At 64.3% G+C, this 22,161-nt stretch carries 22 protein-coding genes, 2 tRNA genes and 1 pseudogene; 13 read left to right on the plus strand and 12 right to left on the minus strand.

Annotated elements, in window-relative coordinates; genetic code table 11:
- Nucleotides 1-15: 15 nt before the first annotated feature.
- The 6 genes and pseudogenes from BLR66_RS06385 to rsmD all read right to left on the minus strand — a co-directional run bounded on the left by BLR66_RS06385 (nt 16) and on the right by rsmD (nt 4,442).
- A complete protein-coding gene (locus tag BLR66_RS06385; protein WP_093281575.1) occupies nt 16-594 on the minus strand; it encodes a hypothetical protein in 579 nt (192 codons plus the stop codon).
- Between the two features lie 69 nt (nt 595-663).
- Nucleotides 664-2,337, minus strand: a pseudogene (gene ggt, locus BLR66_RS06390) (gamma-glutamyltransferase); the annotation flags it as partial.
- A 98-nt stretch (nt 2,338-2,435) separates the two neighbouring features.
- Complete coding sequence (locus BLR66_RS06395) at nt 2,436-2,690, minus strand: YfhL family 4Fe-4S dicluster ferredoxin (protein ID WP_093281583.1); 255 nt, start codon at nt 2,688-2,690, stop codon at nt 2,436-2,438.
- An 89-nt stretch (nt 2,691-2,779) separates the two neighbouring features.
- Nucleotides 2,780-3,268, minus strand: a complete 489-nt coding sequence (locus BLR66_RS06400; RefSeq protein ID WP_093281587.1) for a hypothetical protein — start codon at nt 3,266-3,268, stop codon at nt 2,780-2,782.
- A 47-nt stretch (nt 3,269-3,315) separates the two neighbouring features.
- On the minus strand, nt 3,316-3,822 hold the full coding sequence (gene coaD / locus BLR66_RS06405; RefSeq protein ID WP_093281591.1) for a pantetheine-phosphate adenylyltransferase: 507 nt from the start codon (nt 3,820-3,822) through the stop codon (nt 3,316-3,318).
- Nucleotides 3,819-4,442: a 16S rRNA (guanine(966)-N(2))-methyltransferase RsmD gene (rsmD, locus tag BLR66_RS06410; protein ID WP_093284447.1), complete on the minus strand. Its 624-nt coding sequence runs from the start codon at nt 4,440-4,442 to the stop codon at nt 3,819-3,821. The genes coaD and rsmD overlap by 4 nt, the downstream gene beginning before the upstream one ends.
- Nucleotides 4,443-4,498: 56 nt before the next feature.
- On the opposite strand from rsmD, the gene ftsY reads away from it, so the two are divergent.
- The 4 genes from ftsY to BLR66_RS06430 all read left to right on the plus strand — a co-directional run bounded on the left by ftsY (nt 4,499) and on the right by BLR66_RS06430 (nt 8,332).
- Nucleotides 4,499-5,626: a signal recognition particle-docking protein FtsY gene (gene ftsY, locus BLR66_RS06415; RefSeq protein WP_176943780.1), complete on the plus strand. Its 1,128-nt coding sequence runs from the start codon at nt 4,499-4,501 to the stop codon at nt 5,624-5,626.
- Nucleotides 5,627-5,733: 107 nt separating this feature from the next.
- Nucleotides 5,734-6,984, plus strand: coding sequence for an AsmA family protein (locus BLR66_RS06420; RefSeq protein ID WP_093281596.1), 1,251 nt, complete (start codon nt 5,734-5,736; stop codon nt 6,982-6,984).
- On the plus strand, nt 6,981-8,051 hold the full coding sequence (gene mutY / locus BLR66_RS06425; protein WP_093281601.1) for an A/G-specific adenine glycosylase: 1,071 nt from the start codon (nt 6,981-6,983) through the stop codon (nt 8,049-8,051). The genes BLR66_RS06420 and mutY overlap by 4 nt, the downstream gene beginning before the upstream one ends.
- An 11-nt stretch (nt 8,052-8,062) precedes the next feature.
- Nucleotides 8,063-8,332: an oxidative damage protection protein gene (locus BLR66_RS06430; protein ID WP_093281606.1), complete on the plus strand. Its 270-nt coding sequence runs from the start codon at nt 8,063-8,065 to the stop codon at nt 8,330-8,332.
- 203 nt (nt 8,333-8,535) lie between these two features.
- Here the strand turns inward: BLR66_RS06430 and BLR66_RS06435 are convergent, their stop codons facing one another.
- On the minus strand, nt 8,536-8,985 hold the full coding sequence (locus BLR66_RS06435) for a DUF6491 family protein (RefSeq protein ID WP_093281610.1): 450 nt from the start codon (nt 8,983-8,985) through the stop codon (nt 8,536-8,538).
- Nucleotides 8,986-9,147: 162 nt separating this feature from the next.
- Between BLR66_RS06435 and BLR66_RS06440 the strand changes: the two genes are divergently transcribed.
- The 9 genes from BLR66_RS06440 (at nt 9,148) to dxs (ending at nt 19,607) form a co-directional block, all read left to right on the plus strand.
- A tRNA-Phe gene (locus BLR66_RS06440) sits at nt 9,148-9,223 on the plus strand.
- A gap of 414 nt (nt 9,224-9,637) precedes the next feature.
- Entirely contained in the window at nt 9,638-11,722 is a 2,085-nt protein-coding gene (locus BLR66_RS06445; protein ID WP_218119600.1) for a TonB-dependent siderophore receptor, read from the plus strand.
- Between the two features lie 38 nt (nt 11,723-11,760).
- A complete protein-coding gene (locus BLR66_RS06450) occupies nt 11,761-12,981 on the plus strand; it encodes a PepSY-associated TM helix domain-containing protein (RefSeq protein ID WP_093281622.1) in 1,221 nt (406 codons plus the stop codon).
- 224 nt (nt 12,982-13,205) lie between these two features.
- A complete protein-coding gene (locus tag BLR66_RS06455; protein ID WP_143014570.1) occupies nt 13,206-13,418 on the plus strand; it encodes a hypothetical protein in 213 nt (70 codons plus the stop codon).
- A gap of 168 nt (nt 13,419-13,586) precedes the next feature.
- Nucleotides 13,587-14,123: a lipocalin family protein gene (locus BLR66_RS06460; protein WP_093281632.1), complete on the plus strand. Its 537-nt coding sequence runs from the start codon at nt 13,587-13,589 to the stop codon at nt 14,121-14,123.
- Nucleotides 14,124-14,177: 54 nt separating this feature from the next.
- Entirely contained in the window at nt 14,178-14,654 is a 477-nt protein-coding gene (locus tag BLR66_RS06465; RefSeq protein ID WP_093281636.1) for an LEA/WHy family protein, read from the plus strand.
- Nucleotides 14,655-14,924: 270 nt separating this feature from the next.
- Nucleotides 14,925-16,715 carry an acyl-CoA dehydrogenase C-terminal domain-containing protein gene (locus tag BLR66_RS06470; RefSeq protein ID WP_093281640.1) on the plus strand — a complete coding sequence of 597 codons (1,791 nt, stop codon included), beginning with the start codon at nt 14,925-14,927 and terminating at the stop codon, nt 16,713-16,715.
- Nucleotides 16,716-16,847: 132 nt separating this feature from the next.
- Nucleotides 16,848-17,501, plus strand: coding sequence for an HNH endonuclease (locus tag BLR66_RS06475; RefSeq protein WP_093281645.1), 654 nt, complete (start codon nt 16,848-16,850; stop codon nt 17,499-17,501).
- A gap of 195 nt (nt 17,502-17,696) precedes the next feature.
- A complete protein-coding gene (dxs, locus tag BLR66_RS06480; RefSeq protein WP_093281650.1) occupies nt 17,697-19,607 on the plus strand; it encodes a 1-deoxy-D-xylulose-5-phosphate synthase in 1,911 nt (636 codons plus the stop codon).
- A 91-nt stretch (nt 19,608-19,698) separates the two neighbouring features.
- Here the strand turns inward: dxs and BLR66_RS06485 are convergent, their stop codons facing one another.
- From BLR66_RS06485 to BLR66_RS06505, 5 genes are all read right to left on the minus strand, one after another.
- Nucleotides 19,699-20,601 (minus strand): TraB/GumN family protein, encoded by a 903-nt coding sequence (locus BLR66_RS06485; protein WP_176943781.1) that lies wholly within the window; start codon nt 20,599-20,601, stop codon nt 19,699-19,701.
- 207 nt (nt 20,602-20,808) lie between these two features.
- On the minus strand, nt 20,809-21,279 hold the full coding sequence (locus tag BLR66_RS06490; protein WP_093281666.1) for a cupin domain-containing protein: 471 nt from the start codon (nt 21,277-21,279) through the stop codon (nt 20,809-20,811).
- A 66-nt stretch (nt 21,280-21,345) separates the two neighbouring features.
- Nucleotides 21,346-21,422 (minus strand) — tRNA-Pro (locus BLR66_RS06495).
- An 87-nt stretch (nt 21,423-21,509) separates the two neighbouring features.
- A complete protein-coding gene (locus BLR66_RS06500; protein ID WP_093281672.1) occupies nt 21,510-21,866 on the minus strand; it encodes a MerR family transcriptional regulator in 357 nt (118 codons plus the stop codon).
- Entirely contained in the window at nt 21,859-22,161 is a 303-nt protein-coding gene (locus BLR66_RS06505; protein WP_093281676.1) for an integration host factor subunit alpha, read from the minus strand. Before BLR66_RS06505 ends, BLR66_RS06500 begins: the two co-directional genes overlap by 8 nt.

Below are 22,161 nucleotides of genomic sequence, written 5' to 3' on the forward strand. Positions count from 1 at the left end.
GCCCTGCCGTACGGCCTATTCTTTTTCGGGCACGGCCGAGAAATAAAAGGTGAATGCGCCCTTGCTCTCGTCAGCGGCTTTCACCGCGATAGGCGCCAGCGCGCCGGCCGAGGTCACCCAGCCTTGCCCGCTGGCCGCCGGTTGGTCGCTGTTCTTGAACCAGCCGCTGCGCCAGCCCTTGATGGTGATGGGGATGCGCTTGCCTGGCGCCAGTTCGAGGTTGGCGCGGGCATTGCGGTCTTCGCCCACCACCACGATGTTGCGGCCGCCTTCGGAAGTCATGGATTCCTGCTCGAAAGCGAACAGCGGCTGGCCGTCGGCCTCGATGGCGAAGCGCCAGTCGGCATTGCCTACCGCGCCATCCTGCTGCACGGCCACGCGCTGCAACTGCAGGCGCAGTTCCTGCGGCCCGGCGGGTGCGGCCGGCTTCGCCTCGGCGGGCTTGGCCGTGGCTACCACGGCCGGCGGCGCCTCGTCCTTGATGTCGTTGCGGATGTTGACGTAGACCGTGGTCAACGCGGCGATCAGCGCCGCGCTGCCGGTAAGGATGGCGGGCATATGGGTGATGACCGGCTTTTTTTCGTTGTCCGCCACGCGGTCCTGCCTATGAGAGTGAAGAGATAGCAGGCGGATTCTATCGCCGTTGGTGGCGAACGAAATCGCTCAGGGTTTGGGCGGGTCGGCTGCGATCACCACTTTGGCCCCACCGACCGGACTGCGCGGGTCGCTGCCCGCGGACAATACGTCGCTTGCCCGGTCCCACGCCACGGTCTGCAGGTTGCCCCAGACATGGCTGGAACCGCGGCCGCCGCTCGCTTCCTCGCCAGGCAGATCGACTTCGTGACCCATCGCTTCCAGGGCCTTGGCAACTTCTGGTGAGAACGCACCGCTTTCGGCGGAAATCACGTCCGGCAACCACTGGTGGTGGTAGCGCGGCAACGCGACGACCTGTTGCGCGGACAGCCCGGCGTCGTAGCCCAGGATGCCCAGCAACACCATGGTGATGATGCGGCTGCCGCCGGGCGTGCCTAACACCACGACCTTGTCGGCAGACTCCATGAAGGTGGGCGTCATGGAACTGAGCATGCGCTTGCCCGGCTTGGGCGCATTGGCCTCGTAGCCCATCACCCCGAAGGCGTTGGGCGTGCCGGGCTTGAGCGCGAAATCGTCCATCTCGTCGTTGAGCAGCACGCCGGTGCCGGACGGTATCAGGCCCGACCCGTACAGCAGGTTCACCGTCTGCGTACCGCCGACCCGGTTGCCTTCGGCGTCGATGATGGAGAAGTGGGTGGTTTCATCGTCTTCCAGCGGCGTCGGCTTGCCCGAGAGCAGATCGCTGGGCGTGGCCTTGTCCGGATGGATGGTGGCGCGCAGGCCTTGTGCGTAATCGCGGCTGGTCAGCACCTTCTGCGGGATCTCCACGAAATCCGGATCGCCCAGGAAAAAAGTGCGGTCGCGATAGGCGCGGCGCATGGCTTCAGTCACCAGATGGATGCGGTGCGCTTCATCCAGTTTCTGCAGGTCCCAGGGTTCCAGGATCTGCAGCATCTCGGCCAGCGCGATGCCGCCGGAAGACGGCGGCGGCGCGGTGGTCACTTTCCAGCCCCGGTAGTCGAAGCTGATAGGCGCGCGCTGTTTCACCTGATAGGCGGCCAGTTCCCGCGCCGTCCAACGGCCGCCGGCCTGGTTCACGCCCTTGATCAGTTTACGTGCGGTTTCGCCGCGGTAGAAACCGTCGAAACCCTCGGCCGCCAGCAGCTCCAGCGTGTGCGCCAATTCGGGCTGACGGAAGATGTCGCCTTCCGCGATCGGCTTGCCGTTGCGCAGATAGACCTCACGCGTACCCGGATAGCGGTCCATGATTTCGCGACGCGACGCGTAGCCCTTGGCCATGCGCGCGTACACCGGAAAACCTTCGCGGGCGATACGGATGGCGGGCGCCAGCGATTGCCGCAACGGCAGACGGCCGTGCTTGCCGGCCAGTTCCACCAGCGCCGCCGGCAAGCCCGGGATGCCGGCCGACCACGGGCCGTTCATCGAGCGGTCCCGGTCCAACTCGCCTTTCTTGTCCAGGAATTGCTCGGGCGTGGCCGATTCCGGCGCGTACTCGCGCGCATCCAGCATCACGTCCTTGCCGCTGCGGGCGTCATGCAGCAGGAACAATCCGCCGCCGCCCAGGCCGGAGCTGATCGGCTCCACCACCGACAGGGTCGAGGACACCGCCACGGCCGCATCGAAAGCATTGCCGCCTTCGGCGAGCACCTGCAGCCCGGCATCGGTGGCCAGGTGATGGCCCGAGGCGATGGCCGCGCCCGGCGGATGCGCAGAGAGCGAAGCGGGAGCGGGCCGCGTCTGCGGTGAAAGCGCCAGGGCGGTCGCAGGCAGCAGCGCCACCGTGCATGCGAATAGGAATCCAGCCAAACGCTTGCGCGGTTTCATGCTTGCTCCTGTTGCAACCGGCGCAGTTTCGCCAGCAGGTCCTGCTCTGTTTCGGGAAATGCCGGGTCGGGGTCGATGCATTCCACCGGGCAGACGACCACGCATTGGGGTTCGTCGTAGTGGCCGACGCACTCCGTGCATCGGGCCGGGTCGATGACGTAGATGGTTTCGCCCATGGCGATGGCCTGGTTGGGACAGGCGGGTTCGCACACGTCGCAGTTCACGCACAGCTCGTTGATCTTCAGTGACATTTCGGTTGAAGGCTCAAGAGCGTTGCTTTTCTGGTTCCGGAGTTACTGGTCCGCAAGGCGTGGCCGCATCGCGGCCACGCCCGCGCAGATCATTTGGCTTCGACGAAGACGTAGTCGGCGCCGGTGGCGGTGACCGCGGCCTTGACCCGTTCGCTGTCGGCGGCCTGACCGATGAAGATGATCTTGACCTTCTTCATGGTATCCGGCGGCACATCCTTGAATCCGGCCACGGCGATGTCGGCCATCTTGGCCGATTCGGGCGAACCGAACGCGATCAGGTTGCCGCCGACGATGCCGCGCGCCAGGGCGTTGCGGACCTGGTCCAGCTGGCCCTTGTAGTCGCCTTCGAACTTGGGGTTGCTCTGGCTGGTGAGGTAGTAGACGAACGGGCTGTTGGTGATGTCGCCCATGTTGCGGGTGACCACGTCCTGCAGGTACGCCTTCCACGCAGCGTCGTCGTTGCTGGCCGGCGCGGTCAGCGGGGCGGTTTCCACCGGCGCGGCGGCTTCCTGCTTCTTGCAGGCGGCGAACGGCAGTACTAGGCAAGCGGCGAGCAACAATCGTGTAGCTATCTTCATGGGTTCTTCCCCTCCTGTAGGTCTTGCGGTGAATGGTACGGCATGGATCAGCCCCCTGCCTTGAGCCGCCATTGTTCCTGCAGCGCGACGGCCACGGCCTGCGGCACGAAACCGGAAACATCCCCGCCAAGGCGCGAGATTTCGCGCACCAGCGAGGAGGAAATGAAGCCATATTGCTCGGCCGGGGTCAGGAACAGGGTTTCCACTTCGGGAATCAGGTGGCGGTTCATGCTGGCCAGCTGGAACTCGTATTCGAAATCGGAAACCGCGCGCAGGCCCCGCAGCAGCACGCCGCCGCCGACTTCCTTGACGAAATGCGCGAGCAGCGAATTGAAGCCGCGCACTTCCACGTGCGGGTGGTGGGCCACGGCCCCGCGCGCCAGCCTTACCCGCAGGTCCAGCGGCAGCGCCGGGCCTTTTCCCGGGCTCTCGGCAACGCCGATGATCAAACGTTCGAACAAGGGGGCGGCACGATCGATCAGGTCGATGTGGCCGTTGGTGATAGGGTCGAATGTGCCGGGATAAACCGCGATGCGGGTGCGTGCCACAGTCATTCAGGAACCGCCACGGAAATGTTGCCGTTCAGTGTATCAGCGCCGCGCCGGTCGGGTGCGCGGTAGAGGGCGAAACGCACTTCGCGGGTGCGGCCTTCGCGGTGCAGGCTCCATTGCGGCGGCAACGCCGGCGCCTGGTCGGGCGGAGATTCGATGTACAACCACGCATCCGGCGCCAAAGTCGGCAGCAGGACGTCAAGCGTCGCCTGCCAGAGGCCGGCGCCGAAAGGCGGATCGACGAAGGCCAGATCGAAGGAAGCCGGCGCCTGCCGCGCCAGCCAGGCCAGCGCATCGCTCTGCACCACTTCCACCGACGGCTGCGCCGACAGACGCGCGACCGTCGCGCGCAGGGCCTGGGCCAGGGCCGCGTCGCGTTCCACCAGCACCGCGCTGACCGCGCCTCGGGACACCGCTTCCAGGCCCAGCGCGCCGGTGCCGGCGAATGCGTCGACCACCCGCGCGCCCGGCAACGCCGGCATCAGCCAGTTGAACAACGTCTCGCGCGCTCGGTCGCTGCTGGGACGCAGGCCCGGGCTGGCCGGCACGGACAGACGGGTGCCGCGCCAGCGTCCGCCGATGATGCGGATCTTGCCGGCCTCGGCATGCGGGACAGGTTTCATCGGGGCCATCGGGGTGCCGGTGCTAGCATGTGCGTATTCTCCGATATCCCCGAGCAATGGTCAGTTTTTTCCGTCGCAAGAAGCCCGCCTCCGGTCCCGAAACTTCGCCTGAGAGCGACGCCACACGCCGTTACAGTACGGAAGAGCTGGCCGCCGCATTCCCCGAAACCAGCGGGGAAAGCGCATCCGCCGATCCGGTGGTGGCCGCCGAAACCGTCGCCGAGGCACCGCCGACCGAAGCCACCCTGCCCGCCCCCGCACCGGCCGGAAAACCCGGGTGGCGCGAACGCCTGCGCGGCAGCGGTTTCGCGCGCGGTCTGGGCGGACTGTTTTCCCGCAACCCCAAGCTGGACGACGATCTGCTGGACGAGATCGAAACGGCCCTGCTCACTGCCGATGTCGGCGTGTCCGCAACCACGGCCCTGGTCGAAGGCCTGCGCAAACGCATGAAGGCGCGCGAATTCAGCGACGCCCAGGCCCTGCTCAAGGCCCTGCGCGCGGAACTGATCGCGATGCTGGCCCCGGTGGCGCTGCCGCTGCAGATCGACCGTGCAAGCAAGCCCTTCGTCGTGCTCACCGTCGGCGTCAACGGCGTGGGCAAAACCACCACCATCGGCAAGCTGGCGCGCCGCTTCAAAGGACAGGGCCACAGCCTGATGCTGGCCGCCGGCGACACCTTTCGCGCCGCCGCGGTGGCGCAGCTGCAGACCTGGGGCGAACGCAACGGCGTACCGGTGATCGCCCAGGGCCAGGACGCCGATGCGGCGTCGGTGGCCTTCGATGCGTTGCAGGCCGCCAAGGCGCGCGGCATTGAAGTGCTGATCGCCGACACCGCCGGGCGCCTGCATACGCAGCAGGGATTGATGGCTGAGCTGGGCAAGATCCGCCGCGTGCTGGGCAAGCTGGATGCCACGGCGCCGCATGAAGTGCTGATGGTCATCGACGGCACCACCGGACAGAACGCGCTGTCGCAGCTGCGCCAGTTCCATGCCGCCGTCGGCGTCACCGGACTGGTGGTGACCAAGCTGGACGGCACCGCCAAGGGCGGCGTGGTGTTCGCACTGGCGCGCGAGTTCGGCATCCCGATCCGTTATGCCGGCATCGGCGAGCGTTCGGAGGATCTGCGCGTGTTCGACGCAGAGGCCTTCGTCGATGCGTTGTTGCCGGAAGCGCTTGGCGGGTGAGACAGGCCGTCGGGCATTCTGGATGCCATCGTCGTGTACTTAAAATCCGTTCATGGGTTGCGACAGAATGAATGCCATCAGGTGATCAAATACCCGAGCACGTCCGCTTGACTCGGCGCCGTAAGATCGCGCTGCTGGCGTTGGCGGTCGTGGTCCTGTCTGGCGCGGTCGTATTGCGCTGGCTATTGGATCCGGCATGGCTGGTGCCGCGGATACTGTCGATGGCCGGCGATGTGCTGGGAATGCGGATCACCGCCGAAGGCGCAAGCGACTACCGCCTGCGCGGCACGCCGCAACTAGTGGCGCGCAATGTCGTGGCCCGCGACGCGGACGGCGATGCGGTGATCCTTCGCTCCGAACGCATTTTCATTTCGGTGCCGTGGTCCACCTTGCGCGCACGCGGCAGCGACCTGACCGCAAACCGACTGGAGCTGGATGCGCCGGTGCTGGACATGGCCGCATTCCAACGCTGGCAGGCCAAACGGCCACCCAGCGACACTCCAATGCCCACACTGTCGCGTGGAATCGGCATCGTGCGCGGGAAAATCCTGGGCAGCGACTGGAAGGTCGAAGCACTGGATGCCGAGTTGCCGTCGCTAACGCCGGGGCGACCCTTGCGCATGCATCTGCGCGGGCGCTATGCAGGCGGCGATCTGCGGGCGCCGGTCGATGTCTATGCAAGTTTGACCAAGCCAGAAGTAGGCGCAGGCGTTGGAGTCGTAGGCCAGATCACGCTCGAAGGCGCACAGTGGCGACTGCCTTCGCGGATCAATCTGTCGGCGAAACTGCGCGGCAAGCAGGGCATCGGCCTGGACAACGCCGTACTAAGCGCACAGTCGCGCTATGTCTCCGGGGACGCTTCGCTGCCGTTCGCGTTGGGCCTTGCCGGACCGCTGCTGCTCGGCGACAGGGCCATCACTCTGCAGCCCGTAGGCGTATCGCTGCGCGGCGGGGACGTGATGCCCACTCTGGACGCCTCGGGCGGTTTTAAATCCGCCGACAAGCTGCACTTGCAACTGGACGGCCGCCTCGCTGGTTGGCCTTCGGCTTGGCCGGCACTGCCGCCGCCGCTGGGGCAATCCGCTTCGCCGCTTCCCTTCGCACTGGTTTACAACGGCGCCAGCGATCTATCGGACATCGCCGCACTGTCGCTGCGACGCGACCAGACAGCCTTCGACGGTCGCTTCCGTTTGTTCGAAGTCATGGACTGGAGTGCGGCCGGCGCCAAAGGCTCCCTGCTTCCGCCCCTCAGCGGTACGTTGACGACGCCCAGACTGGAGGTATCGGGCGCGGTGCTGGAAGGCGTCGAGCTACAGCTGGAAGATCCCGCCATTCCCGCGAACCAGGCATCGGAATGAGCGCCGTTCCAGAGACCTTCGCGCAGCGCTTGCTGGAATGGTTCGATCATTCAGGCCGCCATGATTTGCCTTGGCAGCATCCACGCACGCCATACCGCGTATGGCTGGCGGAAATCATGCTGCAGCAGACGCAAGTGAAGACGGTGATGCCGTACTTCGAACGTTTCGTCGGCGTGTTTCCCACCCTGCCGGACCTGGCCGCGGCATCGCTGGACGAAGTATTGGCGCAATGGTCCGGGCTTGGCTATTACGCCCGCGCGCGCAACCTGCATGTGGCCGCGCGCCGCTGCGTGGAACTGCACGACGGCGATCTGCCGCGCGATTTCGACGCGCTGGTCGCGCTGCCGGGCATCGGCCGCAGCACCGCCGGTGCGATCCTTGCGCAGGCCTGGGGCGATCGCTTCGCGATCTTGGACGGCAACGTCAAGCGCGTGCTCACCCGCTACCACGGCATCGCCGGTTGGCCGAACGCGCCAGCGGTGGAAAAGCAATTGTGGGCCTTGGCGCAGGCGCACCTTCCGCATTCGCGCATGGCCGATTACACCCAGGCGCAGATGGATTTCGGCGCCACCCTGTGCACGCGCCAGAACCCGGCCTGCATGCTGTGCGTATTGAGCAGCGATTGCGTCGCGTTGAACGAAGGCCGCGTCGAAGAGCTTCCCACTTCCCGTCCCGGCAAGCCGCTGCCCGAACGCACGGCGCTGGTACTGCTGGCGGAGAATGCGGCGGGCGAAATCCTGCTGCAGCGTCGCCCGCCGACCGGCATCTGGGCTTCGCTCTGGTCGTTGCCGGAGGCGGAAACTCATGAGCAGGCGCGCGTCTGGTTCTCGGCGCATCTGCAGGGCGATTACAATGGCGCCGAGGCGCTGGCGGAAATTCCGCACACCTTCACCCACTACCGTCTGCGCATGCATCCGCTGCACTGGCGCACGCTCGCTGCGCGCGATGAGGTGCGCGACAATGACGATCTGCGCTGGGTGGCGCGCGCCGAGCTGGTCTCGCTGGGACTGCCGGCGCCTATTCGAAAGCTGCTCGGCGGATTGCCCGGCGGCTCGCTCAGCAAATAAGAGGAACGGCGATGCCCAGAACCATTTTCTGCGAATACGAAAAACGCGAGGCCGAGGGCCTGGATTTCGTTCCCTATCCCGGCGAACTGGGCCAGCGCATCTATGCGCACATCGGCAAGTCTGCCTGGGCAGCAGGGCTGGCGCACCAGACCATGCTGATCAATGAGAACCGCCTATCGCCGCGCGATCCCAAGCACCGCGCGTTCCTGGAGGCGGAGTTGGAGAAATTCCTGTTTTCGGGTGATGCGGAAAAGCCTGCGGGGTATGTGCCGGAGGAATAGAACCCTTCTCCCGCCGGGAGAAGAGCCTGCCCCGTACTTGATACAGGGTGCCCGTAGGGCGGACGCCGCGTAGCAAGCACTCTTGGGGTGTGAGGGTACGGCGGAGTCCATGTAGTACAGACTTACTGGACTCCGCCGTACCCTCACCCCAACCCCTCTCAGCCTTGCACACCCTGCGGGCGCCGATGGGAGAGGGGCTTGAATCAACTGCTCGCTGCTTCCCGCTCCACCAGCTGGGCCTCGCGCAGATCCTTCTGCGCCTGTCTGAGCGCTTTCACATCCAGCGGACGAATGGTTTCGATTCTGCAGGGAAGCCGCATGCTGGGCGCACCGCCTCCGTGCACGTAGACATTGTCGAACCGCGCCGAGACGCTGTTGGCGATGCTGCTCAGGCTGATCGCCGGGGCGAATTCCAGGTCGTTGCAAGGGCCGTAGAGTTCCAGCAGATAGGCCTGGGTCGGTTTGGTCCAGACCGCCAGCGCGGTGTCGCCCAGCGGGGTCCAGCCGCTGAGATGGCCCAGGTATTGGAAGTTCTTGACCGGTTCGCCGGCATGGGTCTGGTACAGGGCCAGGGTTTCGGCGTCGGTCATCCGGGTCGTGCTGCAAGCCCCGAGCGACAGCGTCAGGGCCAGCAATAAGAGCGTGCTTTTCATGCTTTGCTCCGCGTTGTGGAGGGAATTTGCATCAATAATGCGCTCACCCGGTTGAAGCAAAACCCACCACTCCATCGCATGTTCAGCGCACAGGCGGCTTGCCGCGCGGGCCCCGTCCCCGTATCATGCCGCCCCTCACTTCGGCTTGGCCGCGGGTGCAGCGGCCGGGTAGCTCAGTCGGTAGAGCAAGGGATTGAAAATCCCTGTGTCGGGGGTTCGATTCCCTCCCCGGCCACCATTTTGGTGGACCAAAATTGATAGTTATCGAAGGGTTTCCAGCGATGGGAGCCCTTCTTTGTTTTTGGGCTCCGGCAGGCTGTGTCCGACGCATACCAGGCGGTATTTGGGCTGCGAACCACATCTCCAATAGCTCGGACCACGCATGGCCTTGCCGTCATGCGCGTACGCCATCCGGGACCAACTCCTTCAATCCATACAGAACGGCTGGATGCGCAGCGGTTGAAATACGATTCGTTCTCAATAGATAATGATTCTCATTATCTTAATCCTCCTCTCCGGAATATCCATGCGGCCCGCTCCCATCCAGACCCTTCCATCGCCTTCCTACCCCGTTGCCGCCTTGCGGCGAGCTTTGTTGTCTCGGTGCATGGCGGTTGCCTTATTCGCACCGACAACCGTCCTTGCCCAGGACATGCCAGGAACCGCCGACGCCAAGACCTTGGACGCCGTGGAAGTCCAGGGAGAAGCGAATGAGGGCTATGTCGCCGGGCACAGCGGCGTCATGAAGACGGATGCGCCGCTCAACGAAATCCCGCAATCGATCACGGTCATCAGCAAGGAGCAGATCCGCGACCAGAACGCGCAGACCATGCAGGAAGTGCTGCGCTACACCGCCGGCGTGCGTTCGGAGATGTATGGGCTGGACAACCGCGGCGACTGGTTCACCCTGCGCGGCGGCAGCGAAGGCTCGGTACTGCTCGACGGCCTGCGCGTGCCGCTCACCGGCTGGTACGGCGTGGTGCGCAACGAACCCTACGCCTTCGAGCGCATCGAAGTGCTGCGCGGCCCAGCCTCGGTGATCGCGGGGCAGAACGGCCCCGGCGGCGTGGTCAATCTGGTGTCCAAACGGCCGCAGGAAACGGCGCAGCGCGAGATCAGCGTGCAGGTGGGCAACGACAGCCACAAGCAGATCGCCCTGGATCTCACCGGTCCTTTGAACAACGACGGCACGCTGCTGTACCGTCTGGTCGCGCTGGGCAAAGACAGCGGCACCCAGGTCGACCACGCCGACGACAAGCGCACCTTCATCGCCCCGTCGCTGACCTGGAAACCCAACGCCGACACCACACTCACGGCCTATGCCGAATACCAGAAGGACGAGACCGGCAACACCAACGCCTTCTTTCCCATCGCAGGCACGCTCACGTCGGCGCCTAACGGCAAGATCCCGTACGACACTTTCATCAGCGAGCCCGACTGGGATTACTACGGCGGCACCCGCAAGCGCGCCGGCTACGAGTTCGAGCAGAAGCTGGGCGACAACTGGACTCTGCGCCATCATCTGCGCCACGACGACATCGACGGCAAGATGCGCACCATGTACGCGGCCTGGTGGGAAGGCTTCGTCGATACCACCGGCGCACCGGATCCGGATGGCACTTACCTGAATCGCCTGTGGTATTTCACCGACGACACCGCACGCATCAACAACGCGGATCTGCTGTTCGAAGGAAAACTGGCGTTCGGCCGCACCCAGCACACTTTGCTGTTCGGCGTGGATGCCATGAACTCGCGCATGCGCCAGGTTTCCTGGGGCGACTACTACGCCACGCCCTTGGATGTTTACAACCCGGTCTACGGTACCTTCCCGCTGCCTGCATACACCGACACGCCGGCCACCGACACTTTGACGCGGGTCCGCAACGTCGGCTTTCTAGTCCAGGATCAGATCAAGTTCGACGATCGCTGGGTACTGGTGGCCGGATTGCGCCATGACCGGGCCAAGACCGATACCCTGGTCACTTACGAAGGCGAGCAAACTCCTTCGCGTACCGAAGATTCGGCGACCAGCAAAAACCTGGGCCTGGTCTACCTTGCCGACGGCGGCTGGTCGCCTTACGTGAGCTATTCCGAATCGTTCGAGCCTGTGGCCGGCACCGACTTCTCCGGCAACGCGTTCAAGCCGAAACGCGGCAAACAGGCCGAGGCCGGCGTGAAGTGGTCGCCGGAGGACGGTCGCATCACCGCCGCCGCCGCGATCTATCAGTTGAAAGAAAAGAACCGACTCAGCGCCGATCCCGCACACGCTAACGAATCCGTCCAGCGCGGCGAAGTCACCGTGAAAGGAGTTGAACTGGAAGTAGCGGCCAACCTGACCGCCTGGGATTTGATCGCCAACTACACCTACATGGACGCGCGCCAGACCAGTGTCGGGGAGGATTCTCTCGCCTATCTGGACAAGCAGTTGAGCGGCATCCCGAAGCACTCGGCCGCAGTGTGGGCGCTACACAAGTTCGACGGCTACGGCCTGCAAGGACTGAAGGCCGGCGCCGGCGTGCGCTACGTGGGCAAGACCAGCGATGGCATCGACGTGACCACCACCCCTTCGAGCACGCTGCTGGATCTTATGCTCTCCTACGAAACCGGCCCGTGGCGACTGGCGTTGAACGTCGCCAATGCGACCGACAAAACCTATATCGCCACCTGCCTGGATCGCGGCGATTGCTGGTTCGGCACCAAGCGCAAGGCGATCATGACGATCGGATACCGCTGGTGAACCGCGTGCCGTTCGTGTCGCAAGGCTGAGGAAAACGGATGCGCCAGTCCTTCGTCCTACTGCATCGCTGGTTCGGCCTGTTCATCGCCGTCTTCCTGTTCGTATCGGGATTGACCGGTGCGGTCATCTCCTGGGACCACGAGTTGGACGAGTGGCTCAATCCCCAGTTCTATCACGCCTCCAGCACGGGCCAGCCGCAATCCACGCTCGCCTTGGCGGCGCAGGTGGAAGCGGCCGATCCGCGCATACGCGTGACCTATGCGCCTTTGGCGGTGGAACCCGGACATGCGCTCAACCTGTCCGTCGAACCGCGCGTCGACCCCGCCAGCGGCCAGTTGTACGACGTCGACTACAACGAGGTCGCACTCGATCCGGCAAGCGGCAAGATCCAGGGCAAGCGCATGTGGGGAGCGGTGTCCCTGTCGCGCGAAAACCTGCTGCCGTTCCTGTACAAACTGCACTACAGCATGCATATCCCCGACGGCTGGGGCATGGAGATCGGCGTGCTGTTCATGGGCATCGTCGGCATCGTCTGGGCAATCGACAGCGGCATCGCGCTGTGGCTTTCGTTCCCCAACCTGCGCGCCTGGCGCAAATCGTTCGCCTTCCGCTGGCGCGAGCGCGGCTACAAACTCAACTTCGATCTGCATCGCTCCGGCGGCGTATGGGTATGGCTGTTGTTGCTGACGCTGGCGATCACCTCTGTGTCGATGAACCTGGGGCAGCAGGTGATGCGGCCGCTGGTGTCGATGTTCTCGACGTTGACGCCCTCGCCTTTCGATACGCGCGCTCCCGCCCCGCTGGAGAAACCGATAGAGCCCTCCATCACCCGCGAGCGCAGCGTAGAACTTGGCATCGCCGCCGGCCGCATGCGCGGCTGGCAGGCGCCGGCCGGTGCGGTGTTCTATTCGTCCATGTACGGCGTGTACGGCGTCGGCTTCTTCGCGCCGGGGCAGGATCATGGCGATGGCGGACTCGGTAATCCCTGGCTCTACTTCGACGCGAACACCGGGCAACCGGCAGGCGCGGAGGTACCGGGCACCGGTTCGGCCGGCGACATCTTCATGCAGGCGCAGTTCCCGCTGCATTCGGGCCGGATCATTGGAATACCTGGCCGGATATTGGTTTCGCTGATGGGTCTTCTGGTGGCCATGCTGTCGCTGACCGGCGTACTCATCTGGGCGAAAAAACGGGCGGCGCGGGTTCGTTCATCAACGGTGCGCAAAGCGCGTCCGTCGCAGCTGGCCAGCGATATCTAGACGCGTTGCGCTGTCGGTCGATCCCGAGCTATCGCCAGGGGGATTTTCGCGCGCAGTCAGACTTTTCCTACCCAATGCCGCGCCCTCGCCCGACTGCGGTACGTTTGCGGCATGGGCATTCTGTGCCGGCGATGGAATCGCCGTTACGCACAAGGAACAGAGTGCCGCGTTCAACCCGCAGCCGAAGCCGCCATGCTTTGCTGGAACCGACCGGATACCTGGCCATGACCCGTTCCCTGCTGATGCTCCGCCCTTCCTATGAAGGCTGGAAACTGATGGACGACGGCAAGCCCGTCTTCTGGTTCCCCGAAAAGTCGGCCGCCCTGGCGGTCGCCAACACCATCGCCGAGGCCCGGCATACCTTCTCCAACAGGCCCACCGGCGTGGAAGTGGAGAGCGAAGGGAAGCCACCCGAGCGGGTCAGCACCTACGGCTAAGCCGCCGGATAGACCCCCGGGCAAGGCGTGACGACGCAACCTTACGAAAAAACGATCCCAATCAACCGCTTGAGCTATCCCGGAAGTCGCGGATCCGGCCAACAACAACTTTACACATCGCGTGTTGCGGGCAACTTAAGCTGTGCTTCCGATTGCGGAGCCTGTCGCATGCGTAGCCTGACCGCCGTGCTGTTGCTGCTGGCCTGCGTCGCCCCCGGCGCCCAGGCCGCCAACCCCGTCACCTCGGTGCCTGCACTGGATATCTCGCGCTATGCGGGCCAGTGGTATGAAATCGCCCACTTGCCGATGTCCTTCCAGGACAAGTGCACAGGGGACATCACCGCCGCCTATACCCTGCGCGAAGACGAGCTGATCGGCGTCCGTAACGCCTGCCGCAACGCCGATGGGGAAACGAGCGTCGCCGAAGGCCTGGCGCGGTTGGTGGAAGGCCACCCTGGACGGCTGGAGGTGCGCTTCGCTCCCAACTGGTTGTCCTGGCTGCCTTTCGTCTGGGCCGATTACTGGGTCATAGACCTGGACCCCGGCTATACCTGGGCCGTGGTGGGCGAGCCGGACCGCGACTATCTGTGGATATTGTCGCGGGAGCCGGCCATGGACCGCGATCTGTTCGAACAGATCAAGGCCCGCGCCGCTGCCATGGGCTACGACCTGGGCCCGCTGATCATGGCCGCGCCATTGCGGTAGAGGTTCACCCCATACGCCGTAGTATCCTTGCCCATCGCTGATCGGAGGATGGGCATGAAGGCTGTCGCGCGTTGGGTTTGTCTGCTGTCGATTTCGGTTTTCCTGGCCGCGTGCGGCGGCGGTCTGGTGCGGCGCGTTTCAGAGCCGGCCGCCAGCATCCAGCAGCTGACCGTCAATGCCGACGGCAGCTGGTCGCTTGATCTGCGTCTGCAGAACTACAGCAGCATCCCCATGCGCTTCGACAGCGCCGATCTTGCCATCACCGTCGGCGACCAGAGCGCCGGCAGTTTGCGGGCCACGCCGGGCATTTCCATCGGACCCGAATCGGCCGACGTGGTCACCCTACCCTTCAAGCCGACCGCGGAAGCGCGCATGGCGGTGGCCGATGCCCTGGCCGGCCGGCATTCGCTGGGCTACACCCTGAAAGGCAAGCTGCAGGCAGTGCCGGACGAGAAAAAGTCCCGCTCCTTCGACATCGATTCGCGCAATACGCTCAATCCGGTGCCGGGCCTGGACGGCGTGTTGCGCTGACTTGTGGAATCGGGAATCGGGAATCGGGAAGGATTTGCTTTGCCCCCTTTGGAAAAGGGGGCTACGGGGGATTTGCTCTTGATCTTCTTGCTTTAAGACGAGCAACAGCAAAAGCAAAAACAAATCCCCCTCAATCCCCCTTTTTCAAAGGGGGAGGCGAAAGCGGAATGCTTGACTCCCGACTCCCGACTCCCGACTCCCGACTCCCGACTCCCGATTCCCGACAACCCATTCCCGATTCCCGACAACCCATTCCCCATTCCCGAGCCTATGAGCACCTACAAAGCCCCGCTGACCGATATCCGTTTCGCCCTCTACGACGTGCTGGGCGCGGAGGCGCTGTTCGCGAAATTGGGCTATGGCGATGCCACGCGCGACGTCCTGGATGCCGTGCTGGACGAAGCCGCGCGCTTCACCGAAACCGTGCTGGCCCCGCTCAACAGCGTGGGCGATGAGATCGGCTGCAGCTTCGACAAGGCCACCGGCGATGTGACCACCCCACCCGGCTTCCAGCAGGCGTACAGCCAGTTCATCGAAGGCGGCTGGACCGGCCTGACCGCGGCGCCGGAACATGGCGGCCAAGGCTTGCCGCATGTCATGGGCGTACCGCTCAACGAAATGATCAACGCCGCCAACCTGGCATGGGGCAATTTCCCGCTGCTGTCGCACGGCGCAGTGGAGGCATTGAAACAGCACGGCGAAGACTGGCAGCGTGAAGCCTTCCTCAAACCCATCGTCGACGGCCGCTGGACCGGCACCATGTGCCTCACCGAACCGCATTGCGGCACCGACCTGGGCCTGCTGAAGACCCGTGCCGAGCCCAACACCGACGGCAGCTACGCCATCAGCGGCACCAAGATTTTCATCACTGCCGGCGAACACGACCTGACCGAGAACATCGTGCACCTGGTGCTGGCGAAACTGCCGGACGCCCCGCCCGGCGCCAAAGGCATTTCGCTGTTCGTCGTGCCCAAGTTCAAGGTCGCGCGCGACGGCAGCATGGGCGAGCGCAATGCACTGCGCTGCGGCTCCATCGAACACAAGATGGGCATCAAGGGCTCGGTCACCTGCGTGATGAATTTCGACGGCGCCGAAGGCTATCTGGTGGGCCAGCCGCACAAAGGCCTGCTGGCGATGTTTACGATGATGAACACCGCACGCCTGGGCGTGGGCCTGCAAGGCATCGGCCTGTCCGAACGCGCTTACCAGAACGCACTGCGCTATTCCCTGGACCGCTTGCAGACGCGCTCGCTGAGCGGCCCGAAATTTCCGGACAAACCCGCCGATCCGATCATCGTGCATCCCGATGTGCGGCGCATGCTGCTGACCGTGAAATCGCTGGTCGAAGGCAGCCGCCTGCTCGCCCTGCACGCGGGCACCTTGATCGACGTCGCCCATCACGCGCAAGACGCAGCCGAGCGCGAACAGGCCGATGTGCTGGTCAGCTTCCTGACCCCGATCTCCAAGGCCTGCCAGACCGAATGGGCCATCGAGAACACCTACCACGCCCTGCAATGCTTCGGCGGGCACGGCTACATCCATGAACACGGCATGGAGCAGCTGGCGCGCGACGCGCGCATCACCACGCTCTACGAGGGCACTACCGGCATCCAGGCGCTGGACCTGATGGGGCGCAAGACCGCTTCGACCAAGGCCGCCGGCCTCAAGCTGTTCCTCGCGCAGATAGAGGCGTTCGCCAAGCAGCACGAAGGCGATGCGTCGCTGGCCGAATTCATCGCGCCTCTGCGCCAGAAAGCCACGGAGTGGGCTGCTCTGACGCAAGGCATCCTGCAGCGCGCATCGGCGGACCCGGAAGAGATCGGCGCGGCCAGCACCGACTACCTGTTCTATTCCGGCTACGTCGCGCTGGCCTATTGGTGGACGCGCAGCGTGGCCGCAGCGGAGGCTTCGACGCATAGCGATGCGTTCAAGCAATCCAAGCGCGAGACCGCCCGTTTCTACTTCGCCCGCATCCTGCCGCGCACCCTGACCCATGCCGCTGCCATCGAATCCGGCGCCGCGCCGCTGATGGCCATGGACGCCGAACGCTTCGGCGCATAGCCCCTTGTAGGAGCGGGCCCTGCCCGCGACGCTTTCCGGCCGGGAAAAGCGTCGCGGGCAGGGCCCGCTCCTACAGAACCGAGACTGGGCTGTACACAAATCATCAACATTTAGGTATAACCTGTTTCCCCGATGGAAGCAGACCCAGCTCAGCTTCACCGTATCGGCGCCAGATCCTCCGAGATCCCGGTCCTTTCCGCGCTGCACCCCGCCTCCCGCTCCAGTACCGTGCGCCTGCTGTCGCTGGATGCGCATGGCCGCGTGCTGGACTGGATCAACTGGCAGGACGCCACCTGCCTGTACGCACGCGACGCCGTCGCCTGGACCCTGGGTGACCCCTGCCTGCGCGTGCATGGCGGCACCAGCCGCATGACCGGCGAACAGAGCATCATCGAGCTGCACCCCATCGTCGCCTCGCGCGGCCATGCGCGCTCGCATGCGCTGTCGCCCACGCCTACCCTGACCAACACCGCCCTGTTCGCCCGCGACGCCCAGCTTTGCCTGTATTGCGGCCACGAATACTCGCGCCCCAGCCTGACCCGCGACCACGTGCTGCCGTTGTCCAAAGGCGGGCGTGATATTTGGGAAAACGTGGTCACCGCCTGTTTCCACTGCAATTCCCGCAAGGCCAACCGCACCCCGCAACAGGCCAATATGCCGTTGCTGGCGGTTCCGTACCGCCCCAGCTGGATCGAGCACCTGATCCTTTCCAACCGCAACATCCTGGCCGACCAGATGGCCTTCCTGAAGGCGCAACTGCCCAAGCGTTCCAAGCTCTCGGCCTGACCTTGAGTCCCTCTCCCGCCGGGAGAGGGGTTGGGGCGAGGGGCAACGAAGGTTAAGGCGTATCAGGCATCCGGACTTCGCGCCCCTTACTCGGCGCTATGCACCTCTCAGCGTTGCACACCCTGCGGGCACCGATGGGCGAGGTGTTCAGGCATTTGCTTGCCCCTCCCCCGGATGGGGAGGAAAATGCGGCGAATGATCGACCCCACCCGCTACCCCCGTCTTTCCCGCATCGACCTCCCCGCCGATTTGCGCCAGTTCGACGAATCCGAACTGACCGCCATCGCCGACGAACTGCGCGCCTATCTGATCGAATCGGTGGGCAAGAGCGGCGGCCATTTCGGCGCCGGCCTGGGCGTGATCGAACTCACGGTCGCCCTGCACTACCTCTACAACACGCCGGACGACCGGCTGGTGTGGGATGTCGGCCACCAGACCTACCCGCACAAGATCCTGACCGGACGCCGCGACCGCATCCACACGGTTAAGCAGGCTGATGGCGTGGCCCCTTTCCCCAAGCGCGAAGAGAGCGAGTACGACACCTTCGGCGTCGGTCACTCCTCCACTTCGATCTCCGCCGCGTTGGGCATGGCCATCGCCAATGCGCAGGCCGGCAACGAACGCAGGGTGGTGGCGGTGATCGGCGACGGCGCGATGACCGCCGGCATGGCCTTCGAGGCGCTGAACCACGCGGGCGGCATGGAAGATCCGGAACCGAACCTGCTGGTGGTGCTCAACGACAACCAGATGTCGATTTCGGAAAACGTCGGCGGCCTGACCAAGATGCTCGGCCGCATCAGCAGCAGCCGCACCCTCAACGCGCTGCGCGAAGGCGGCAAGAAACTGCTGGGCGACAAGCGCAAGCCGCCGGCGCGCTTCATGCGCCGGTGGGAAGAGCACTGGAAGGGCATGTTCGTGCCGTCCACGCTGTTCGAGGAAATGGGCTTCCACTACACCGGCCCCATCGACGGCCATAACGTACCCGCGCTGGTCAGCGCGCTGAAGACGCTACAGACACTAAAAGGTCCGCAGCTGCTGCACATCATCACCACCAAGGGCAAAGGCTACGAACTGGCCGAAGGCGATCAGATCGGCTATCACGCGGTCGGTCCGTTCGATCCCGAGAAGGGCTTGATCAGCAAGGGCGGCGCGAAGAAGCCGACCTACACGGACATTTTCGGCGACTGGCTGTGCGACATGGCCGCGGCCGATCCCACGCTGCTGGCCATCACGCCGGCGATGCGCGAAGGCTCGGGCCTGGTGCGTTTCAGCAAGGAATATCCGCAGCGCTATTTCGACGTGGCCATCGCCGAACAGCACGCGGTGACGCTGGCGGCAGGCATGGCCTGCGAAGGCGCCAAGCCGGTGGTCGCCATCTATTCCACTTTCCTGCAGCGCGGCTACGACCAGCTGGTGCACGACGTGGCCATCCAGAAACTGGATGTGCTGTTCGCCATCGACCGCGGCGGCGTGGTCGGCCCGGACGGCGCCACCCACGCCGGCAATCTGGATTTGAGCTACCTGCGCTGCGTGCCGCACATGGTGGTGATGGCGCCGGCCGACGAGGACGAGTGCCGCAGGATGCTGAGCACCGGCTTCCAGTACCAGGGACCGGCGGCAGTACGTTACCCGCGCGGCACCGGCCCGGGCGTGGCCATCGATGCGGGCCTGGAGACCTTGCCGATCGGCAAGGCGGAAGTGCGCGCACATGGTTCGCGCATCGCTCTGTTGGCATTCGGGGCCACGGTGCCGGCGGCCGAACAGGTCGGCAGGGAGCTGGGTCTTACCGTGGTCAACATGCGCTTCGTCAAACCGCTGGACCGCGCATTGATCCTCGAACTGGCCTCGACCCACGAAGGTTTCGTTACCGTCGAGGACAACGTGGTGATGGGCGGCGCCGGTTCCGGCGTGGCCGAACTGCTGCACGCCGAAAATCTGCAGCTTCCGGTTTTGCAGCTGGGTCTGCCGGATGAGTTCCAGCACCACGCCAGCCGCGAGCAACTGCTGGCCGAAGCCGGCATCGACGCCAACGGCATCCGCGAAGCGGTGCTGGCGCGCTGGCCGCAGCTGGCATTGTCCGCCGCGCCGATCAGCGCCGCAGGCTGATCCTTTTTGTGTAGAGCCGGGCTTGCTCGGCTGCTCTTTCCTGCAGAACAGAAAGCAGCCGAGCAAGCTCGGCTCTACAAAGTAGATGTGCTCAGGGTTCTTCGATCAGATAACCCTTGGCGCGCAGCTTGGACAGATAGCCATTGGAACTCAGCAGGGTTCCAATCGGCAGGGTGGAGAAGGTCACTTTATTGGTTGCCAGCGCCGCTTCGGCCTTGGCCAGCCACATCGCTTCCACCCGTTGCGGCACACCGGCCATGCCGCTCTTCTGCGCCAGGCTGGTTTCCAGGAACGCATTCATGCAGCTGCGGTTCTGATCCTCATATGGAAGCATACGCAGCGCCTGGATATCACCGATGGACCACGCATTGGCGCGCGCGGACATGATCGGCAGGTCCGACTCCAGACGCTTCAGCGTCTTGTCGAAGCAATCGATGTCGGCCAGCGACGACGCCGAGAATTCCTTGATCACTTGCTTGGGGTTTTCTATCGTCACCTTGACCACCGCCGGCGTGCGCTTGATCTTGCCCGCCTTCGCCAGCTTTTCCACCACCGGGCCCACCACCCCGGACTGGGTCAGGCCGGATTTCTTGATCGCGGCCTGGTAAAGCTCTTGCGACGCGAACACCGGACGCCACTTCTCCACGCCCTCATCGCGGCCCAGATATTTCGCCTTGAGCAGGGACCACCTGGCATAGATCGGCGACGGCAGGACTTCGCGCAAGGTTTTGCCATCGGGGTTCTTGCGGGCCTTCAGCAGCGAGGGAATCATCAGCATTCCCCGGAACATGCCCACATCCGAATCGAAGTTCGCGCTGGGCGGTTCGATCACTTCATCGGCCTGCGCCAGCACGGCTTCCACATCGCGTGACAGCCAGGTCATGCCTTTGGGCAACGGCGTCAATGTGCCCATGATCCAGAGCACGTGATCGCCCTTGCTGACCTTCCACATACCCGGACCTGGCTGTACGCCGGTCACGACGACCGCATCCATGTCCCGAACCTCGGGATCCATCGCAGTTTGCGAGTTCGCCAACGGAACATCCTGCGCGAGCAGCGGCATGGATACGAAAAGAAGGCACCACAGCATCGAACGCATCGCAGTACTCATCATCGGAGATGGCGGCCAGACTAGCGAATGGTCGAGTGCGCTCAAGTGCCGGAAGGCGGTCCGACACGAATTGGTTCAGCCAACCTTACGCTACGAAGCCAACCCGCCTGCTGCACGGATCTGATGGGCGAGTTCGCTCGACTCATCCAGCATTTCCAGCCCGCTCCAGACGAAGCCCGGCGACACCGAGCAATTCACCAGCGAATAATCGCCATGGGTTTTTGCGCTCTGCCAGATGCCGGCAGGAACCACCTGCAGCAATTGCCCGCCGCGCGCGGAAGTATCCAGCTGCGCCCGGCTGAGCGCGCGGGCATCGGCGTCGTACATCAACAACTCCACCGCATCGCCCTCCTGCCAGTCCCATACCTCCGCCGCATCGACGCGATGCCAGCGGCTGCCCACGCCTTTGGTGAGCAGGAAATGGATGGAGGTGATGGCGGGCCGAAGCACGCCGTTCGCCAGCACCTGTTTGCTGGATTCGTAGACGCGCTTGTAGTAGCCGCCTTCGGGATGCGGCGACAAATCCAGTGAGCCGATCAGTTCGAGCGCGCGCGGATGCATAAGGCAAAGTATCGCGCAATAAAAAACCCGCAATGGGATGCGGGTCTTTCTTTGGTGCTTTCGCGTTGGTCGGGACGGCCGGATTTGAACCGACGACCCTCTGCCCCCCAGGCAGATGCGCTACCAGGCTGCGCTACGCCCCGAACTGATGCGAATCCCCCGCCTTGGCGGCGGGGCGGCAATTATAGCCGTATTTCTCTGTCCCTTCTCCCTCTGGGGAGAAGGGAAAATCAGCGACGCAGCAGCTGCAGTATTTCTTCCAGCTCCATGCGCACCTGCTTGACGATCTGGTTGCTGAGCGCCGATTCCTGCTTGGCGCCCTCGCCCTCCAGACGCAGGCGCGCGCCGCCGATGGTGTAGCCCTGTTCGTACAGCAGACCGCGGATCTGGCGCACCATCAGCACGTCGTGGCGCTGGTAGTAGCGGCGGTTGCCGCGGCGCTTGACCGGTTCCAGGCTGGGGAACTCGGTTTCCCAGTAGCGCAGGACATGGGGTTTTACGTCGCACAGCTCGCTTACTTCACCGATGGTGAAATAGCGCTTGGCCGGGATCGGCGGTAGCTCGCGGTTGCTTCCCGGATCAAGCATGGTCGGCTCCGGCGTAGGCTTCCACGCGTTCCTTCAGCTTCTGGCCGGGACGGAAAGTCACCACGGTGCGCGCGGAAATCGGGATTTCCTCGCCGGTCTTGGGATTGCGGCCCGGACGCTGGTTCTTGCGGCGCAGATCGAAGTTGCCGAAACCGGAAAGCTTGACCTGGCGGCCCTGCTCCAGCGCCTCGCGCAGCACGTCGAAATACGCATCGACGAATTCCTTCGCCTCGCGCTTGTTCAGCCCGACTTCGTCGAACAGGCGTTCGGACATCTCCGCTTTCGTCAGTGCCAT

Source organism: Pseudoxanthomonas sp. CF125 (assembly GCF_900104085.1).
In the GTDB taxonomy this organism is placed as follows: domain Bacteria; phylum Pseudomonadota; class Gammaproteobacteria; order Xanthomonadales; family Xanthomonadaceae; genus Pseudoxanthomonas_A.

What these genes read in the sequence shown, in the direction of transcription:
- BLR66_RS06395 (WP_093281583.1), bottom strand. Translation starts at nt 2,690, where the DNA reads ATGTCACTGAAGATCAACGAGCTGTGCGTGAACTGCGACGTGTGCGAA.
- BLR66_RS06400 (WP_093281587.1), bottom strand. Translation starts at nt 3,268, where the DNA reads ATGAAGATAGCTACACGATTGTTGCTCGCCGCTTGCCTAGTACTGCCG.
- coaD (WP_093281591.1), bottom strand. Translation starts at nt 3,822, where the DNA reads ATGACTGTGGCACGCACCCGCATCGCGGTTTATCCCGGCACATTCGAC.
- rsmD (WP_093284447.1), bottom strand. Translation starts at nt 4,442, where the DNA reads ATGAAACCTGTCCCGCATGCCGAGGCCGGCAAGATCCGCATCATCGGC.
- ftsY (WP_176943780.1), top strand. Translation starts at nt 4,499, where the DNA reads ATGGTCAGTTTTTTCCGTCGCAAGAAGCCCGCCTCCGGTCCCGAAACT.
- mutY (WP_093281601.1), top strand. Translation starts at nt 6,981, where the DNA reads ATGAGCGCCGTTCCAGAGACCTTCGCGCAGCGCTTGCTGGAATGGTTC.
- BLR66_RS06430 (WP_093281606.1), top strand. Translation starts at nt 8,063, where the DNA reads ATGCCCAGAACCATTTTCTGCGAATACGAAAAACGCGAGGCCGAGGGC.
- BLR66_RS06435 (WP_093281610.1), bottom strand. Translation starts at nt 8,985, where the DNA reads ATGAAAAGCACGCTCTTATTGCTGGCCCTGACGCTGTCGCTCGGGGCT.
- BLR66_RS06445 (WP_218119600.1), top strand. Translation starts at nt 9,638, where the DNA reads ATGCCAGGAACCGCCGACGCCAAGACCTTGGACGCCGTGGAAGTCCAG.
- BLR66_RS06450 (WP_093281622.1), top strand. Translation starts at nt 11,761, where the DNA reads ATGCGCCAGTCCTTCGTCCTACTGCATCGCTGGTTCGGCCTGTTCATC.
- BLR66_RS06455 (WP_143014570.1), top strand. Translation starts at nt 13,206, where the DNA reads ATGACCCGTTCCCTGCTGATGCTCCGCCCTTCCTATGAAGGCTGGAAA.
- BLR66_RS06460 (WP_093281632.1), top strand. Translation starts at nt 13,587, where the DNA reads ATGCGTAGCCTGACCGCCGTGCTGTTGCTGCTGGCCTGCGTCGCCCCC.
- BLR66_RS06465 (WP_093281636.1), top strand. Translation starts at nt 14,178, where the DNA reads ATGAAGGCTGTCGCGCGTTGGGTTTGTCTGCTGTCGATTTCGGTTTTC.
- BLR66_RS06470 (WP_093281640.1), top strand. Translation starts at nt 14,925, where the DNA reads ATGAGCACCTACAAAGCCCCGCTGACCGATATCCGTTTCGCCCTCTAC.
- BLR66_RS06475 (WP_093281645.1), top strand. Translation starts at nt 16,848, where the DNA reads ATGGAAGCAGACCCAGCTCAGCTTCACCGTATCGGCGCCAGATCCTCC.
- dxs (WP_093281650.1), top strand. Translation starts at nt 17,697, where the DNA reads ATGATCGACCCCACCCGCTACCCCCGTCTTTCCCGCATCGACCTCCCC.
- BLR66_RS06485 (WP_176943781.1), bottom strand. Translation starts at nt 20,601, where the DNA reads ATGGATGCGGTCGTCGTGACCGGCGTACAGCCAGGTCCGGGTATGTGG.
- BLR66_RS06490 (WP_093281666.1), bottom strand. Translation starts at nt 21,279, where the DNA reads ATGCATCCGCGCGCGCTCGAACTGATCGGCTCACTGGATTTGTCGCCG.
- BLR66_RS06500 (WP_093281672.1), bottom strand. Translation starts at nt 21,866, where the DNA reads ATGCTTGATCCGGGAAGCAACCGCGAGCTACCGCCGATCCCGGCCAAG.
- BLR66_RS06505 (WP_093281676.1), bottom strand. Translation starts at nt 22,161, where the DNA reads ATGGCACTGACGAAAGCGGAGATGTCCGAACGCCTGTTCGACGAAGTC.